The sequence below is a fragment of the Streptomyces sp. NBC_00873 genome, from assembly GCF_045207415.1.
Classification (GTDB): Bacteria; Actinomycetota; Actinomycetes; order Streptomycetales; family Streptomycetaceae; genus Streptomyces.
Map to the genome: position 1 here is coordinate 3,271,934 of NZ_CP108803.1, position 15,815 is coordinate 3,287,748.

Genomic DNA, 15,815 nt, shown 5'->3' on the forward strand with positions numbered 1-15,815 from the left:
CCGCTAGGACCGCGTCGCCCTCCCGCACTCGTCCCCAGAGGACTCGCCCCGCCCGACCGGCGCGCTGCGGTCGTACGGGTCGACCTCCGTGCCGGCCTCGTCTGCCCGGCGGTCCGTGCCGAAGGGCGGGGTGAAGTAGCCCGTGGGGGCGCCGCAGCCGCCGTTGGTCATGTCGTACTTGTACGAGACGATCGAGAACGTGCCCGGCTCGGTGATCACCTTGTCAGGGTCGTCCCAGCTCAGGACCAGCTCGCGCCGGACGATCGTGCGCACGATTTCGTCGTCGCCGCCCGCTTCCGCGCGGGTGACCGGGTAGACAAAGGTGATGTCGGCGGTCACCTGGAGCGCGCCGCGCTCGCCCTCCCGGTAGGTGAGCCGGCCCCGGGTCTTCACTACGTCGCCGACCAGCTGGGTGCGGGAGGGCTGGAAGCGGCTGAAGAGGAGGAGGGGGTCGTTCTTCTCGCTCGGGGTTCGGAAAGCGGTTTTGAGAAGGTCTTGGACGTCCTTCTGGTGCGGGTTTATCAGTGCAATCGCCTTCTCGGGGCGTTCGCCCCGCAGCACCCCGCGGTCCAGGCCGGACGCGACGAGGAAGTCCCGGCTGCGGGCGAGGGCCCGCTCGACCTCGGCCGCGCTCATCCAGCCGACCGCCCCGGCCTTCGGCACGGTGATCCCCGCCGCTCCGCTCGCCCAGCTCGCCGCCGGCGAACCGCGGAACGGCTCGTCCATGGTGGGGCGTTGGGCCGCCTCCGCCGGGGGTACCTGGGTCGGGCGGGCGGTCTCGGCCGCCAGCGGCGGGGAGTCAGCGCTGGCGAACAGGTCCACTATCCGCCCCGGCGCGAGCGCCACCACCAGCAGCACCAGCGAGGCCAGCAGCCCGACCACGTACCAGCCCGTGCGCCGCTTGGGCCGCGCGGGCGTGTAACTGCGCCAGCCCTCCAGGCCGCGGCCGGGCTCCGCGCGCAGCCGCTTTGCCACGTCGCGGGCCCGCGCCGACGGCTCCTTGGGCGAGTCGGCGGCACCCGCCACCGACTCGCGCAGAAACCGCTCCCACTCCTCGTCGGACCTGGATGAGCCGTCCGGCTCCGTGCCCGCGCCCATCCCCAACCCCCTGGCAATCAGTAGACCGCAGCCCACTCCCCTGGGACGCGTCCGCATCATGGCACAGAGCGCTGACAGCGAGGCCGGCTGGGCGGACGGTGTGGGCGCGCCACCCCTTCTCAACTGGCCAACTGAAGGGTTCTGACCGCCCTCGGCTACACCAGTGGATACCACGTTGTGAACCGCTATGTGATGGCCATCCGGGAGGGCATCGCGGTGCCTGCCAGAATCAAAACGATCAAGCGGCAAATGTACGGGCGAGCCTCATTCGCACTACTCAGAGCCCGCGTCCTCGTTCAGCCGTAGGCATCACGGAATGAGTTCCGTGAATCCGCAGGTCGGGCTCCAGGGAACGCGCATGCGCCAGAAGCTCGCCGCAGGAAGGGGCCCGGCTAGAAAGGAGGTTGCCAGCCGCCCCAGTGCGTCTTGTGGCCCGGCTGGGACCAGGATCCCGTTTCACCTGGATGGGGCCACAGGCGGCCCACCCATTCACATTCCGGGATCGCGCCTTCCCAGTCGTCGGTGCACCGGTTGGCCCAGGTCCGGCCCACCACCATGACCGGCCGGGTCACCACGCCGCTGGCGACCTCCTGCACCCGCAGCACCAGACCGAGCCCATTGACGCCAGGGTTCCCCCGCGGCCCGTAGGACACATCGAGCACCCCACACCCGTGAGCGTGCAAGAGGAACCGTTCCAGATCGGCTGGGACGCAGGCGGTCAACTCCCGTCCCCAGAGCGTCACCTGGGGTCCACGGACTGCGTCGACCGCGACGCAGAACAGCCGGCCGTCGACGAAGTAGGCGTACACGGCAGGCTCCGCACGCCCCATGCCGAACTCGACACCGAGGGTCTCCCGAAGCGAGGGGTCGACCTGGAACCGACGCAGCTCGCTCATGCCCGGCAGCACTGCGGCGACCTCAGTGATACGCATGCCGAAACACAGCGGCCCGACGCCTTCCAGGGGCATCAGCTCCCAGTCCAACCGCGCCGGCCCCCTCACAGCACCCCGAAGCTCTGCTGCATGTCTCCACCCGTCCCCGTCCCCGTCCACACACCGAGCCGCGCCGATTCCCGGCGCTCAGCATCACCCTGGCATTACACCAAGCTCAAGATCGTTCACGGAACTCCGGGCAGAGCCAGTTTCAATGAGCTTCATCAGGGCAGCATCGGCCCTTCTGCCCCGGGTTCGCGTCAGGCTGCTTCGGTTTCGTTCGGAGCAGCGGGTGCAGCAGTCCGCGCAGTGAGCAGCCGCCCGGCCCACGTCCGGGCCTCGGCAAAATCGGCCACGTCGACGGCCAGACCGAGGCCCTCCTCCACATCACCCACGCCCGCGCCTACGCGGCCGTCAACGAGCACCCCTTGGCCGCAAGGGCCCTGCTCGCCGCCGAAGACGCCCTCCTGCGCAACGACGACCCCCAGCCCAGCTACTCCCGCGTCAGCGGCCCCGCCGCCGGCACCGTGGCCAGCCACACCGCCCGCACCCTGACCGACCTCGCCGACCACGTCGGCACCGAACAGCAGCACCGCGACGCCCTCACCCGCTGGGACCCCAAGAAGTACAAGCGCGTCCACGCCCTCACCCACGCAGACCTCGGCGACAGCCTCGCCGCCCAGGCCCGCGCCGACGAAGCCGTCGCCGCCTGGACCCAGGCCCTGGTCCTCATGGAAGGCATGACCTCCGACCGCACCCGCAAAGCGATCACCTCGATCCGCTCCACCCTCGCGGTCTACCAGCGGCGCAAAGTACCCGGCGCCGCCGATCTCGCCCGCCGCGCCCGCGAGGCCCTCGCCCAGCATGCCCAACAACCCGCCCGACGAAGGGATGACCGTGGTTCAGCAGACAACCGACGACCAGCCGAAGGGCCTCAAGCCGGCCCTGGAATCCATGACCCTGCTGGTCGCCGCCGTCATCGTCCACGACAAGGCTGCCAACCGCGTCGTCCTCCTCCAGCGCAGCGAGAACGCCAAGTTCGCCCAGGGCATGTGGGACCTCCCCGTCGGCAAGAGCGAGCCTGGCGAGCCGATCACGGAGACGGCGGTCCGCGAGCTGTACGAGGAGACGGGGCTGGCCGTGAAGCCCGAGTCCCTGAAGGTCGCCCACATCATCCACGGTTCCTGGGGTGTTGAGGCCCCCAACGGCTTCCTCACAGCGAGCCCTGCAGATCGACGAGGACTTGACGTTCAGCAGCTCAGAGATCGACCGCTTCCTCCCGGAAGCACTTCGCACGTTCTGACGCCCGCCCCGGGGTCTGCCGGGCGGATCACGGGCGGAACCATAAGGGGTCGGTTCTGGCGCAAAGATCTGGCGGAATGAACTCCTCCGCGAAGAGACCCGATGCGGCGTGGGCTGCTGCTTACCTCCTTCGCAAGCGGCGGATCGCCCGCTCAGCCTGCAGAGAGAGGGTCTTACGCCACCTTGCCGCCGATGAGTCCCACGATCGCCCCAAAGCCCATCATGTACGTCTTCCAGCGCATAGTGCCGGGCGGTCCGTTGTCCGATCTGCTGCCTATGCTTCGCCACATGCCGAACGAACTTGCGCCACGTCATGGCGTCGACGAGCCAACCTCCTGGCCGGCTTCCGAGATGGTGGTCCACTACTCTGTCGCCGCTCCGAGTGAAGCGGACGCTCGCTCAGTGGCTTCGGCACTGACTCAACGCGGACACCGGTGGGTGACCGTGCGCCCGGTATATCTTCCGCATCTGGACCCCGGGAACCGCCTGTTCGGCAAGCCCGAGTTCTCCCGGCCTGAGCTGGAGGGTTGGTGGAGCGTCGACAGCCTTGTGGACGAAGAAGCTCCCGACCCGACCTCGGAGTTCCACCAGCACGACTGCGAGAAGGCAGCTGTCGAGGCCATCGGTAGAGCGCACGGCGGTTTCTGGAACGGCGGATCCCTCGCTAACCGAGAGACCATGCTGCCCAGATTCGACCACCAGGGGCTGGTCCATGATATCGACCAGAAGCACGCCCATCGCATTCGGCGCGACGTGATCTCAAGCTTCCCTCCACCGACGGAGGAACCAGCTCCGGCCACCCCGCTCCAGTGCACCACCATCGAACGTCCATTCCCACCCGTGCTTGAGTGTGCGCGACAAGTTGCCCGCGATCAAGAAGCTCAGCAGGGCAATCTGCCCGACGGAACTGCCTGGTGGCTCACCATCGAGGCCGACGGATTCTCCAACGATCGCGAAGTCATCTTCGAGTTGGCCGACTCGGTCATGCATCAGGGCACCTGCTACCCGCACACCGCCGACGAGATTCCCTTGCTGGCCGGTCTCGCATGCCACGAGGACATCCGTCCCGCGCATCGAGCCGTCTTTACCACATTCCTGTTCGAAGCAGCCACCATCGGGCAGCGCCTGGCCGCTTCCGGGGCCGACCGCAGAGTCGCCCTGGGCCTTCCACTGGAGGAGACAGCGGACGAACTCGCCGCCCGCCATGCGGTCGAAGCCGCAGCACCGTACCTTCTGGGCCGCTGGGACAGCGAGGACGAAGCCGTACAGTTCACCCTCGCCGCCCTCGCGGCAGCAACTCAGCACAGCGCCTCGAGTGCACGCATCCGGCACTTGGCAGAACGCTGGGCCACGGGGCCCCGGACGAATGCTCTGCGTCTTGCAGCTGCCCTGGCCGAAACCGACGCCGCCGAGGTGGCCACCGTTCTCCGCAGCATCGTCGAGGGGGGTGTCGTACGCCCCAACAAGGCCCCAAGCCCCCTCGCGCCCACACGCGGCGCGGCACTCAACCTGCTCAAACCCCTGGTCGAGCGAGAGATGTCTCCCCTGCTGGCCCAATGAGACAGCGCTGCTGGCTTCGCCCTGCTCCACAGCCGCGCCGGTAGTCCGCACACAGTCCGCAAGACACCCGATCGAGACCGTCGCACCCCATCGCCAGCAATCACCAAAAGGCCAGGTCAGCGACCCGCAGGGAAGATTCCCGCAGGTCACCGACCCGCCCCGTTACTAGGAGACCAAGAAGGCCTGATCTTCGATCATGCCAGTTGACCTGCGAATCCTTTGGTCGCCTGGTCTACCTGTCCGCACCCGGCTCGCAGGCCGCCAAGAACGGTGTCCATCACAGACCGGGTGTGGTCTTCTTCGCCCGGCCACAAGTGCGCGTAGATCCGCAGCGTGATGACGACGGACGCGTGGCCGAGGACGAGCTGGACCTGCTTGACACTCGCCCCGCCGCCTATGAGCGCGGAGGCGTAGAAGTGCCGCGGATCGTGGGTCACCATGTGCGGCAGCCCGACGGGCTTGCGGCCCTCGCGCTCGGCCGCCCTGTTCTCCGCCGCCTGGAGCACCTTGCGGGCGCAGTTCCATTCGGTCTTCCAACGGCGGTAGTTGAGGGGCTCGCCCTCCTCCATCGCGAACAGCCATTCCTTCGACGGCCGCGCTGCGAGATGCCCGAGGAGCGCGTCGATGACGACCTCGCCGACCGGCACCGTACATTCGGGTGCTTGTGCGGGGAGACGTTGTCCAGCACGACGTGCAGCTTCTCCCCGGGCCAGCAGGTGCGCAGGGCCTTGAGTAGGGTCAGGAACTCGCGCCAGCGCTTCCTCCGGCAAATGCGGTAGTACATCTTGCCGGTGGTCAGGTCGAGGGCGGCCAGCATGCGCACACCCTGTCGTAGCGGTTGTAGGTGCCTCCGCAGCCGGCGCGGTGAACAGTTCACCGCTCACGCTACGGAAGCAGGCCGATCCGCTCCCGATAGGCATGCGCGAGCGGCAGCGATGCCGTGTAGAGGCGGTCGATGGCCGCTGCATCGATGCCGCCCCGGGCGGTGACCGCACGGACATCGGCGACATCGTCGACCTGGCGCTGGATCTCCAGTTCGCGGAGATCCGCCGGATCGTCGCCGTCCCTCACCACAGGGATCATCTCTTCCAGGGCGTCTGCGAAGGAATGCATCGCATCCAGGGCGTCCGCGACCGTTTCGGCGCTGGAATCCGGATCGTCCCACGCTTCGAGGACATAACCTGCGATGTCCAGGACGTCCATTCCCCAGGCATCCGAGCCGTCCGGTTCCTCGATGTGCTCGCCATCGGGCTGGACGAGCTCGTTGTACACCTCCAGAACTTCCGCGAGTTCGTCCGTGGCCGGCTCTCCCGAGGCCAGAGCCTTGGAGACGGCCACAGCCCGCTGGAAGAATGCCTCCGAACCGGGAAAAAGCTCGGAGAATCCGCCCTCCATCGGGAACAGCGAGACCCTGTGCAGAGCGAGCGACGCGATGACCGCCCGCCCCGCGGGGCTGACCTCGGCCAGCCCCGCGGACGCTACTTCAACTTCGGACATCTTCCCTATCCCTACCCAGCGAACCACCGGGCGCCGGTGAAGGCACCCCCGCTCGGATTCTTGGAACTTGTTGAGGATCACAGTCTTCCAGTGAGTCCCCACAAGGCGGGCAGCGCCCACGGTGTCGCTGAACGGTTCGAACAGCTCGTTCTGGCACAGGGGCAGACCGGCCGGTTGGCAGCACGGGCGACGGGAGTCCACCCCATCTTCTTGATGTGGGCAAGAGCGCTCGCTTCCGCATCCCCGGGAATGACGTCGGCCAGAATCTCCGAGCCGTCCATCTTCATCGCGTTGCGGATCTTCGGGTCCACGATGCGGTTCTCGCTGGATGCGAGGACATCGACGAGCGGCCGGGAAGCCCCTCGCAAGCCGTTTTCCTCGGCCTCCGCGGCGCCGTGGAAGGAAAGGGAGCTGCCGGGCGGACGGCCCGGCGGCTCTGCGATCCGGCGGGACCGCCCGGGCGGTCACCGGCCGGTGACTCCCGCGCGACGCCGGGTTCCCAGGAACGCGCCGGCCAGCAGCGAACCCGTCAGGACCAGTGCGGAGTTGACCAGGATCGCGACCGTGACTCCGGACAGGACGCCGGTGGGGCCGGTGTCGCCGAGCGAGGTCATCCGGGCGGCGGCGACGGCGCTCATGACCGGGATGCCCATGGTGATGCCGACCTGCTGGGTCATCGTGGCGAGGCCGGTGGCCAGGCCCTGTTCGGTGTCGGGGAGGCCGGAGGTGGCGGTGACCATGAAGCCGACGATCATCAGCATGTTGCCGATGCCGCCGATGAAGGTGGCGGCGAGGAGGAGCCAGATCCAGGCGCCGGAGGTGCCGAGGGCGACCAGGGTGAGTGTGGCGGCGGCCTGGACGATGCCGCCGGTGACGATGGTGGTCCGCGTCCCGTAGCGGCCCGCGGCGCGGCCGCCGAGGGTGCCACCGATGACCGTGCCCAGGCCCAGGACCCCGAAGGCGAGTCCGGTGGCGAGGGGCGAGTAGCCGAGAACTTCCTGCAGGTAGAGGGTGAGGAGAAAGACGAGGGAGGTCTCGGTGACGAAGGCGATCAGCCCTGCGGCGTTGCCCCAGATGACGCTGCGTCGCTTCAGGATCCGTACGGGCACCAGGGGGGTCGCGGCCCGCTTCTCGACGAACCAGAAGGTGACGAGAAGGGCGACGCCCGCGAGGAGCGCGGCCAGGGTGGTGGGGGTGGTCCAGCCGGTCTCACCGGCCTGGGTGAGTCCGTAGACGAGGGCGAGGAGTCCGCCGGTGACGGTCACGGCGCCGGGGATGTCGAGCCTGGGCCGCCCGGTGGGGCGCGAGTCGGTGATGACGGACGGAGCGAGAACGAGGACGAGCAGGGCGACGGGGGCGTTGATGAAGAACGCCCAGCGCCAGGAGAGCAGGTCGGTGAGGAGTCCGCCAAGAATGGCCCCTGCGGTGAACCCGGCCGACATCAGGGCGCCGTTGAGACCGAGGGCGCGTTCCCGCAGCGGGCCCTCCTTGAAGGCCGTCGTCAGCAGGGCGAGTCCGGCCGGAGTGACGGCCGCGGTGGCCAGACCCTGCAGCACGCGCGCGGAGAGCAGGACTTCGGGCGACGTGGCGAGTCCGCCGAGGAGGGAGGAGGCGCCGAGGACGGCCATCCCGCCGAGGAACAGCCGCTTGCGCCCGACGATGTCGGCGACACGCCCGAAGAGGAGGGTGAAGCCGGCGGCGGCGAGCGCGAAGGCGGTCGCGATCCACTGGAGGTCGGCGAGGGAGAAGCCGAGCCCCTTGCCGACGACCGGCAGTGCGACGTTCAGGATCGAGAAATCCACGGCGATCATGAACTGGGCGCCGAGAAGAAGGGTGAGAACGAGCTTCTGCCGCCCGGTCATGCGGATCCCGGGCCGCGCGGAGGCGGCAGCGGCGGCGCCGGCTTCAACCGTCGGTGACGGGGTTGTGCTGGGTGCGGACATGAGTGTCTTCCTCAGGCAGGAGTTTTAACGGTTCCATGGTTCCGTTAAGGTGGGATCACCGTAGCAGGGGAAGCTCACCTAATGGAACTGGAGACCCGTTATGACTTCTGAGGGTGTGGAGCCCGGCACCGTCCGGCCCGGTGGGCGTACCGCCCGGGTCCGGGAATCCGTCCTGCGGGCGGCGGGCGACGCCCTGGTCGAGCACGGCTTCGACGGCCTCGACCTCGCCGATGTCGCCCGCCGTGCGGGGGTCGGCAAGACCACCGTCTACCGGCGCTGGTCCACCCCCACCGGTCTCATCGCCGATCTGCTCGACGACATGGCCGAGCAGTCCTCTCCCCGTACGGACACGGGTTCACTGATCGAGGACCTCAGGGCCAATGCGCAGCTCGTGGTGAAGACCCTGACCGACCCGCGCCAGGGCCCGCTCTTCACGTCGGTGATCGCCGCGGCGACGTGCGACCCGCGCACGGCCGAGTCCCTGCACCGCTTCTACGCGATCCGCGTCAAGGAGTGGGCGGGATGCGTCACCGCGGCCCTGGAACGCGGCGAGCTGCCCGCGGGCACGGACCCCGACGAGGTGATCCGCGCGGTCTCGGCCCCGCTCTACTACCGGCTGCTGGCCAGCGGCGCTCCCCTCGACGCGGCGGCCGCCGACCTCGCCGCCGAGGCCGCGGCGGCCGCGGCGCGCGCGGGCGTGTACGTGAGGTGACGCGGTGCGCGCCGGGCGGAGGCTGCGCCGCGCTTCCTCACCACTGCCTGCGGAGCCTCACCGCCGACGGATGGTCGGCGCCGTGCGCCAGGGTGAGGGTCTCGGTCAGCCAGGCGCGTTGGCCGGCGCTCAGGATCGGCAGTTCAGTCGGTCCTGAGCAGGTGCCGGTAGCTGTCCGGATGCTCCCGGAGGTACGTGGCCAGGTTCTGCGCCGGACGGCCGGTCAGACGCGGTACGGCGTCCGAGACGGTGGCCATCTCGCCAGTCGCGATCGCCTCGTAGGACGTCACCCAGCCGGCGACCTCCCAGTCCGCCGCGCCGTACTGCGCCCGTGACGCGTATGCCTCCTCCCGGGTCTCCGGGTGGTAGGTGATGGTCCGTCCGGTGGCCCGGCTCAGTTCCTCGGCGGCTTCGGCGAGGGTGAATGCCTTTGGTCCGGTGAGGTCGTACGTCACCCCGTCGTGGCGGGTGTCCACGCTCTGGGCGCCGGCCAGCAGGACGGCCGCCGCCGCGTCCGCGATGTCCTCGTGCGCCACCGCCGCGACCCGGCCGTCGCCGCCCGGGCCGCGCAGCACTCCGTCGGACCCGGTCATCGCCGGGATCCCGGCGAGGTACCAGCTGTCGCGGAGGAAGGTGTAGCGCACCTCGGCGACACGGATGTGCGCCTCTGTGTGCCAGTGGTCGCGGCCGAAGGTGAACGTGGCGTCGGGTGCGGCGCCGAGGAAGGATACGTACACGATGCGTTCGACACCGGCGGCGACCGCCGCGTCCACGGCGGTGGTGTGTTCGCGTACCCGGTCGGGGCTCTCGTGCGCGGAGACGAGGAACAGGGTGTGCGCCCCGGCGAGCGCCCGGCGCATGGCCGCCCCGTCGCCGTAGGAGGCGGGTGGAGCGGCGACCGCGCCGGGCAGGTCCGGCAGCCGGGACGGGTCACGGCCCAGCAGCCGCACGGGGACGCCGGCGCGCACGAGCCGCTGGGCGACGCGGCCGCCGACTGCGCCGCTCGCTCCGGTGACCGCGATGATCGGGGCATCGGTGGGGGGTGTGGTGTTCACGCGGGGCTGCCTTCCTTGCGCGGCCAGGGACGTACCTCCACGACCGCCTCCACCGGGACGGGGCCGTAGATGTGCGGAAACTCCTCGCCGCCCGGCGCAAACGACTCGTACCGCACGGGCACGGAGAGCCGCGCGGGGTCGATGACGAGCACCACCAGGTCGGCCGGGGTCTCGGCATCGGCCGGGGCCCCGGCGCCGTACAGCATCTCGGCCACGCCGGGGAGCTGGTGGGGCAGCGAGCAGTGGATGAAGCCCTCTTCGTGCAGGGTGCGGCCGCGGGTGGACATCTCGTACGTCCCGATCCCGCGGGCCTCCTCCCACAGAGGGCCTTCGGTGAGGTGCAGCAGGAGTTCGGCCATGGGGCCAAACTAGCCGCTTCGGCGCATCCTCCGGGCCATCGGCGTGGCCTGTGAACCGGCCGCGAGCAGCACCGTCGCAATCCGCCCGGCCGTGCCACCGGCGGCTCAGTCCGTCAGCAGCTTCGCCTCGGTCTCCGGGTCCAGTCCCACCGCGGGCCGGTCCGGCCGCTGCGGCGCCGCGCCGCCCAGCCCGCACAGCCAGTCCCAGGTGTCCGTGACCGTCTCCCCGACCGGCCGGCAGCGCAGCCCGGCCGTGTGCGCCCGGCTGACGTCGCCCTGGTGCAGGGTGTCGTACAGCTCGCCCGGCGGCAGCCAGATCGGCAGCTCGCTCCATGGCTCGACACCCGCCGCGAGGATCTCCTCGGCGGCCGTCCAGCGGAGTTCGGCGCCGGAGCCGGTGGCACGGACACAGGCGTCCAGCAGCTCACCCATGGTGGTGTGCCCAGGGCGGCTGACCACGTTGTACGGTCCGTGCAGTCCGCGTTCCGCCGCGTCCAGCAGCCAGTTGGCGAGGTCGCGGGCGTCGATGTACTGGAGCGGGGTGTCCGGTGTCCCCGGGGCCAGTACCGGTCCACCGCGGGCGATCCGCTGCAGCCACCACGGCAGTCTGCCGATGTTCTCCCACGGACCGAGGATCAGTCCCGCCCTGGCCAGCAGGGCGCGGTCGCCGAACGCGTCGAGTGCGGCCAGTTCACCGCCGCGTTTGGCCTGCGCGTACGGGACGTCCGCCCCGGCGTCCGGCGAGGCCCCGCCCACCAGCGGGCCGTCCTCGGGGAGTCCGGCCGGAGCGGGGTAGTCGTACACCGAACGGCTGGAGACGTACGCGTACCGCCCGGCACGGCCGGCGAGCAGCCGGGCCGCGTCCCGTACGGCCGAGGGGGCGCCGCTCCAGGTGTCGACGACCAGGTCCCAGGTGTGCGCCCCTCCGTCGCTCTCCCCCGCGGCGGCGGCGAGCGCCACGAGTCCGTCGGCGCCGGTGCGGTCGCCGAACAGCTCTGTGACGCCCGCCGGGGGTGCGTGACGGCCGCGATGGAACACGGTGACCTGCCATTCGCGTGCGAGCGCCGCCTCGGTGACGGCGCGCCCGACGAATTCCGTACCGCCCAGGATCAAGAGCCTCATGGGACCGACTCTGCCCGCAGCCGGGGCAGTTGGGAACAGCCTCTCGCTCTGGGCGGAATCGGCCGGGTCCGGGCTGGACGTCAGGGCGGTCGCGCGAGCGGGCTGCGGTGGCACACCAGCCACGGGTGGTACCCGGCCACCCGCTGGGACACGAAGATCGCACGCGATGTCTCGGCGTCCCCGGCCGGCGAAGACCTCGACGATCCCGGGCCGACACCACGCTGGGGATGGGACGGCCTGCGTTGACCCCTGCCTGCAACGTCCTTTACGTGTGGTCGAGTTCGGCACGGATCAGGGCCAGCAGTTCGTCCTCCGTCATTCCCAGCTCGCGTGCGTCCGCGACCACGTGGCGTACGTGTTCCAGCAGCCGGGCGCGGTGCGGCGAGGCGCCACCGGTGACGACCGCGCCCCGGCCCCGGCGCAGTTCGATCAGCCCTTCCTCGCGGAGCTGCTGGTAGCCGCGGAGCACCGTGTGGACGTTGACGCCGAGGGACTCGGCAAGGACCCGGGCGGCCGGGAGCCGCTCGCCCGGGACCGCTGCCCCGTCGGCGACGGCCCGGCGGACGCAGGCCGCGATCTGGTCGCCGAGCGGCACGGTGGAGGTGGGATCGACCCGGAAGAGCATGGTCAGTGCCCCGCCCGGCGCCGGTCGATCAGGGTGTTGAGGAGCGCTGCACCGGTCGCGGAGTCGTCGACGGTCACCGCGAATTCCCGCCCGTCCACCAGCCTCGCCACGATCCCCTCGCCTGAGCGGATCATGACCCCGGTCCGTCCGGGCCGGATGCGGTAGCCCCAGCCACCGTACTCCGCAAGGGCGTTGATGTCCCGGCTGGTCGCCGCCTCGATCCGGTCGAGCGGCACCCGGATGCGCGGCCAGGGCAGCATCCCGGAGACGGTGATGCCCCGCCGGTCCACGCTCACGTACGGCCGGGTGAAGCTCGCCGGTACCACCCCGACGATCAGCAGCAGAACAGCGGCTGACCAGTTGCCGAGGAAGAAGAGGACGACTCCGAGGACGAGGAGTCCGAGCCCGATGAGCGGCAGCCACCAACTGTCGGCGCTGCGTGCCCATCCGGCGACCTCCCCGTCGGCGAGCACAATGCGTTCTCCGTCCATGGCCTCCACGGAGCGGTCCGGCTGCTGCGGTACCGGGCCCAGTGCGGCCAGCACGAATCCGAGACCGGCGGCGAGCGTGCCGGCGCCGAGGGCAGCGGCCAACTGCCACATCGGGAACGACACACCCGGCGCGCCTTCACCGGCGTCCAGGTTCACGATCAGCACGGCGGCCATCAGATAGCCCAAGAATCCGGCGAAGGCGTATCCCCCGGCGACCAGCAGGCGGTAGGCCCGGCCGGAGAAGTTCTCCTTCACCATCATGGTGGCCCACAAGGCGCCGGTCACCACGAACAGGACGACGGTGACGAGGACGTACGACGTCCGGCCCACATGGCCGTTCGCCTGCCCGCCGGCCTCGAAGTGGCTGGCCAACTGTCCGGGCAGCCGGTCACGGAACGCGGCCAAGAGGGCCAGGTCGACGATGAGCGCGAGCAGGAACGGCAGGGCGACAAGGGTCGCGCGGCCGACATTCTTACGGTTCATTAAAACCTCCTTGTTCGCATGCTAGTAGAACAATGAGGTCCCAGTAAAACGCTGTGCCCCGCACCGGGAAGGTTCATCCGGTACGGGGCACAGCGCGTCGCCTGACATGCCGTCGGGCGAGAGAGTGGTCAGGCGTGTTCGAGGGGGAACGCGCCGCGGTGTCCGGTGCCCGCACCCTCCGCCGGGCGCGCCTCGAACTCACGGCAGCTCCAGATCTCCTGGACGAATCCGGTCCGCCGGTCCCACAGACCGATGACGTCGTCCTCGCCCGCCGCCCCCCGGTACGCGTCCTTCGCACCCCGGAAGCAGGCGAGGCCACCGGACAGTCCACGGCCGGGCACCGGGAAGTAGTCCGAGAACGCGCAGGCGATGCAGGTCTGCAGACGGACTCCGGGCGGCAGGATGCGCTGGATCGTGGCGAGCGCGGTGGCGAAGTCGCACTCGGCCCGGCGCGAACCGTAGACCGCGCCGCCGAAGTGCAGCTCCAGATGGAGATCGGCGTCGGGGCGGCGCAGCGACAGCAGGCAGCTGAGGGTGGCCTGGTGGACCGTGCCGTCCGAGATCACCGGCAGCGGCAGGTCCCACTCCAGCACGCAGTCGGTGAGCGCGCCGTCCGCCAGGGCGAACATGCCGCTCTCCGGCGGCATGCCGGAGACCGGTCCGAGGTCGCCGAAACTCTCGCCCTCGAAATCGACGCCCCGGATCCGGATGCGGAGTTGCTGTCCGTCGGTGGTGAGGATGATGGCGTCGGAACCCTGGCGGTCCCGGTACCAGCCTGCCCATGACTCGTCTGTCATGGGCAGGGACTGTAGCCCGTGCCGGCCGGCGTCCCCCTGCCGCCCTCCGCTTACGTGCCGCGCGGACTCAGCCCGCCTGCGGTTCCCGCCACATGGGCCACATCGCGGGACCGTCCGGAAGATCCACGGTCGTGCCCATGAAGGTGAACCCGAGCCGTTCGTAGAGCCGGCGACTGCGCGCGCTGCTCGCCTCCAGATAGGCGGGAACGCCGTCGCGGTCGCAGCGCTCCAGCACGTCGGCCATCAGGGCCGCCCCGATCCCCTCCCCCTGGCGTTCCGGGGACACGCCGATCATGAGCAGGTACTCATGGGCCCTGTCGTGCGGATGGATCGCACCCGTCAGTTTCCCGACCAGTTCGGTCCGCTCGTTGTCGGGGTCCGCAGTCGCCCGCATCAGCGCAGGGGTGGGGTCCTCCTCCGTGGGTGCACCGGCGGGCACGGGCAGCCACAACGCGACGGCCGTTCCGTCCTCCAGTAAATCGATACGGCCTTCGGCGAGCGTGACATCGACGAAGACGCCGAGGAACTTTCCATGAACGGCCCGGCGATGCGTCTCGTCCGGGAAGACCCAGCTGCTGACCGGGTCGTCGTGGAACGACTCGTCGAGGAGCCGCACGACCTGCTCCCGGTCCGCCGCGTCCGCCTGCCGTATCCGTACGCCCATGCCCGGCTCCCGCCCTCACTCGCCCATGAACTCGCGCGATCTCAACCCACGCACAGGATCTTAGAGTTGAAGCCGTACGGGTCCGGCGGGAGCCCGGCCGGTCACCGCTTCCCTCCTTTCCCCGCTCAGTGCGTCCGGCGGGTGACGAACTCCGCCAGGGCAAGCAGGTCACCCGCCGCGGTCAGGTCGGGCACCGCCCGGGACAGATGGTGGACGGCGCGGGCCATCCGGTCCCCCGCGCAGGCCTGTGCCCAGTCCCGGCCGCCGGACCGGTCGACGGCATCGGCGGCGCGGCTCACCTCGTCGGGTGTGCTCATGGAACCCCGGTAGAGACCGGCGAGTTCGGCCGCGGCCGGCGCGTGGGACGTCAGTGCGGCGACCACCGGCAGAGACTTCTTGTGGGCGGCGAGATCCGCCCCGACCGGCTTCCCGGTCTGCAACGGGTCCCCCCAGATGCCGATCAGGTCGTCGATGAGCTGGAAGGCGAGGCCCGCCTCCCGGCCGAAGCCGTCCATCGCGCCGACAGCCCGCTCCTCCACCCCCGCGTACAGCGCGCCGAGCGCGCAGGCACAGCCGAGCAGGGCGCCGGTCTTGGCTGTGGCCATGGCAAGGCACTCGTCCAGCGAGACCTCGTCGGGGCCGCGTTTCTCGAAGGAGCAGTCCGCCTGCTGACCGGCACACAGTTCGATGACGCAGCCGGCGAGCCGGGCCGAGGCGCGCGCCGACACCGGGCGGGGGTCCTCGGCGAGCAGCCGGTGGGCGAGGGCGAGCATGGCGTCGCCCGCGATGACGGCGGCCGGAATACCGAAGACCGTCCAGGCCGTGGGACGGTGCCTGCGGGTCCGGTCCTCGTCGATGACATCGTCGTGCAGGAGGCTGAAGTTGTGGACCAGTTCCACGGCCACGGCTGCACGCACCGCCCGCTCGGGGTCGCCGCCCACCGCCCTGGTCGCGGCGAGGACGAGCGCGGGCCTGATCGCCTTGCCGGCCTGCCCGGAGGCCGCGGAGCCGTCGGCGTGCTCCCAGCCGAAGTGGTACATCGCCACGCGTCGGATGGATCCGGGCAACGATTCGACTGCGGCCCGCAGTTGTGGGTCTACGAGGTTCCGGGTGCATTCCAGGAGCGCCGCGGCCTCGTTGCCCTCGGTGGCGGCGTCCGTACTGATCATGGTCAC

16 protein-coding genes and 2 pseudogenes are annotated in these 15,815 nt (G+C 70.2%); 4 read left to right on the top strand and 14 right to left on the bottom strand.

The genetic code is table 11. The annotated features are described in order from the left end of the window. Nucleotides 1–3: 3 nt before the first annotated feature. Both OH809_RS14585 and OH809_RS14590 read right to left on the bottom strand, forming a co-directional pair. Nucleotides 4–1,098, bottom strand: coding sequence for a hypothetical protein (locus OH809_RS14585; RefSeq protein ID WP_406421983.1), 1,095 nt, complete (start codon nucleotides 1,096–1,098; stop codon nucleotides 4–6). 392 nt (nucleotides 1,099–1,490) lie between these two features. Next, entirely contained in the window at nucleotides 1,491–2,030 is a 540-nt protein-coding gene (locus tag OH809_RS14590; protein WP_406421982.1) for a hypothetical protein, read from the bottom strand. 347 nt (nucleotides 2,031–2,377) lie between these two features. Here OH809_RS14590 and OH809_RS14595 point away from each other — a divergent pair. The 3 genes and pseudogenes from OH809_RS14595 to OH809_RS14605 all read left to right on the top strand — a co-directional run. Beyond that, nucleotides 2,378–2,890 (top strand): annotated as a pseudogene (locus tag OH809_RS14595) (tetratricopeptide repeat protein); the annotation flags it as partial. A gap of 4 nt (nucleotides 2,891–2,894) precedes the next feature. Next, nucleotides 2,895–3,413, top strand: a complete 519-nt coding sequence (locus OH809_RS14600) for an NUDIX domain-containing protein (protein WP_406421981.1) — start codon at nucleotides 2,895–2,897, stop codon at nucleotides 3,411–3,413. Between the two features lie 111 nt (nucleotides 3,414–3,524). Then, nucleotides 3,525–4,892, top strand: a complete 1,368-nt coding sequence (locus tag OH809_RS14605; RefSeq protein ID WP_406421980.1) for a hypothetical protein — start codon at nucleotides 3,525–3,527, stop codon at nucleotides 4,890–4,892. 194 nt (nucleotides 4,893–5,086) lie between these two features. Here the strand turns inward: OH809_RS14605 and OH809_RS14610 are convergent. From OH809_RS14610 to OH809_RS14625, 4 genes and pseudogenes are all read right to left on the bottom strand, one after another. After that, a pseudogene (locus OH809_RS14610) lies at nucleotides 5,087–5,542 on the bottom strand (tyrosine-type recombinase/integrase); the annotation flags it as partial. 235 nt (nucleotides 5,543–5,777) lie between these two features. After that, nucleotides 5,778–6,389 (bottom strand): hypothetical protein, encoded by a 612-nt coding sequence (locus OH809_RS14615; protein WP_406421979.1) that lies wholly within the window; start codon nucleotides 6,387–6,389, stop codon nucleotides 5,778–5,780. A gap of 77 nt (nucleotides 6,390–6,466) precedes the next feature. Then, nucleotides 6,467–6,757, bottom strand: coding sequence for a hypothetical protein (locus OH809_RS14620; protein ID WP_406421978.1), 291 nt, complete (start codon nucleotides 6,755–6,757; stop codon nucleotides 6,467–6,469). Nucleotides 6,758–6,853: 96 nt separating this feature from the next. Further along, on the bottom strand, nucleotides 6,854–8,332 hold the full coding sequence (locus tag OH809_RS14625; RefSeq protein ID WP_406421977.1) for an MFS transporter: 1,479 nt from the start codon (nucleotides 8,330–8,332) through the stop codon (nucleotides 6,854–6,856). A gap of 100 nt (nucleotides 8,333–8,432) precedes the next feature. Here OH809_RS14625 and OH809_RS14630 point away from each other — a divergent pair, with 100 nt between their 5' ends. Further along, a complete protein-coding gene (locus OH809_RS14630) occupies nucleotides 8,433–9,044 on the top strand; it encodes a TetR/AcrR family transcriptional regulator (protein WP_406421976.1) in 612 nt (203 codons plus the stop codon). Nucleotides 9,045–9,187: 143 nt separating this feature from the next. Here OH809_RS14630 and OH809_RS14635 read toward each other — a convergent pair whose 3' ends face one another. The 8 genes from OH809_RS14635 to OH809_RS14670 form a co-directional block, all read right to left on the bottom strand. Then, nucleotides 9,188–10,099 (bottom strand): NAD(P)H-binding protein, encoded by a 912-nt coding sequence (locus tag OH809_RS14635; RefSeq protein WP_406421975.1) that lies wholly within the window; start codon nucleotides 10,097–10,099, stop codon nucleotides 9,188–9,190. Beyond that, nucleotides 10,096–10,458, bottom strand: a complete 363-nt coding sequence (locus OH809_RS14640; RefSeq protein ID WP_406421974.1) for a DUF952 domain-containing protein — start codon at nucleotides 10,456–10,458, stop codon at nucleotides 10,096–10,098. Before OH809_RS14640 ends, OH809_RS14635 begins: the two co-directional genes overlap by 4 nt. A gap of 105 nt (nucleotides 10,459–10,563) precedes the next feature. After that, a complete protein-coding gene (locus OH809_RS14645; RefSeq protein ID WP_406421973.1) occupies nucleotides 10,564–11,580 on the bottom strand; it encodes an NAD-dependent epimerase/dehydratase family protein in 1,017 nt (338 codons plus the stop codon). A gap of 265 nt (nucleotides 11,581–11,845) precedes the next feature. Continuing rightward, nucleotides 11,846–12,205, bottom strand: a complete 360-nt coding sequence (locus tag OH809_RS14650; protein ID WP_406421972.1) for a GntR family transcriptional regulator — start codon at nucleotides 12,203–12,205, stop codon at nucleotides 11,846–11,848. Nucleotides 12,206–12,207: 2 nt separating this feature from the next. Continuing rightward, the gene (locus OH809_RS14655; RefSeq protein WP_406421971.1) at nucleotides 12,208–13,179 is read right to left on the bottom strand and encodes a DUF1648 domain-containing protein; all 972 of its coding nucleotides are present in this window, start codon (nucleotides 13,177–13,179) and stop codon (nucleotides 12,208–12,210) included. Between the two features lie 128 nt (nucleotides 13,180–13,307). Continuing rightward, complete coding sequence (locus OH809_RS14660) at nucleotides 13,308–13,976, bottom strand: DUF6304 family protein (RefSeq protein WP_406421970.1); 669 nt, start codon at nucleotides 13,974–13,976, stop codon at nucleotides 13,308–13,310. Nucleotides 13,977–14,043: 67 nt separating this feature from the next. Continuing rightward, entirely contained in the window at nucleotides 14,044–14,640 is a 597-nt protein-coding gene (locus tag OH809_RS14665; RefSeq protein ID WP_406421969.1) for a GNAT family N-acetyltransferase, read from the bottom strand. A gap of 125 nt (nucleotides 14,641–14,765) precedes the next feature. Continuing rightward, complete coding sequence (locus tag OH809_RS14670; protein WP_406421968.1) at nucleotides 14,766–15,809, bottom strand: family 2 encapsulin nanocompartment cargo protein polyprenyl transferase; 1,044 nt, start codon at nucleotides 15,807–15,809, stop codon at nucleotides 14,766–14,768. Nucleotides 15,810–15,815: the final 6 nt, after the last annotated feature.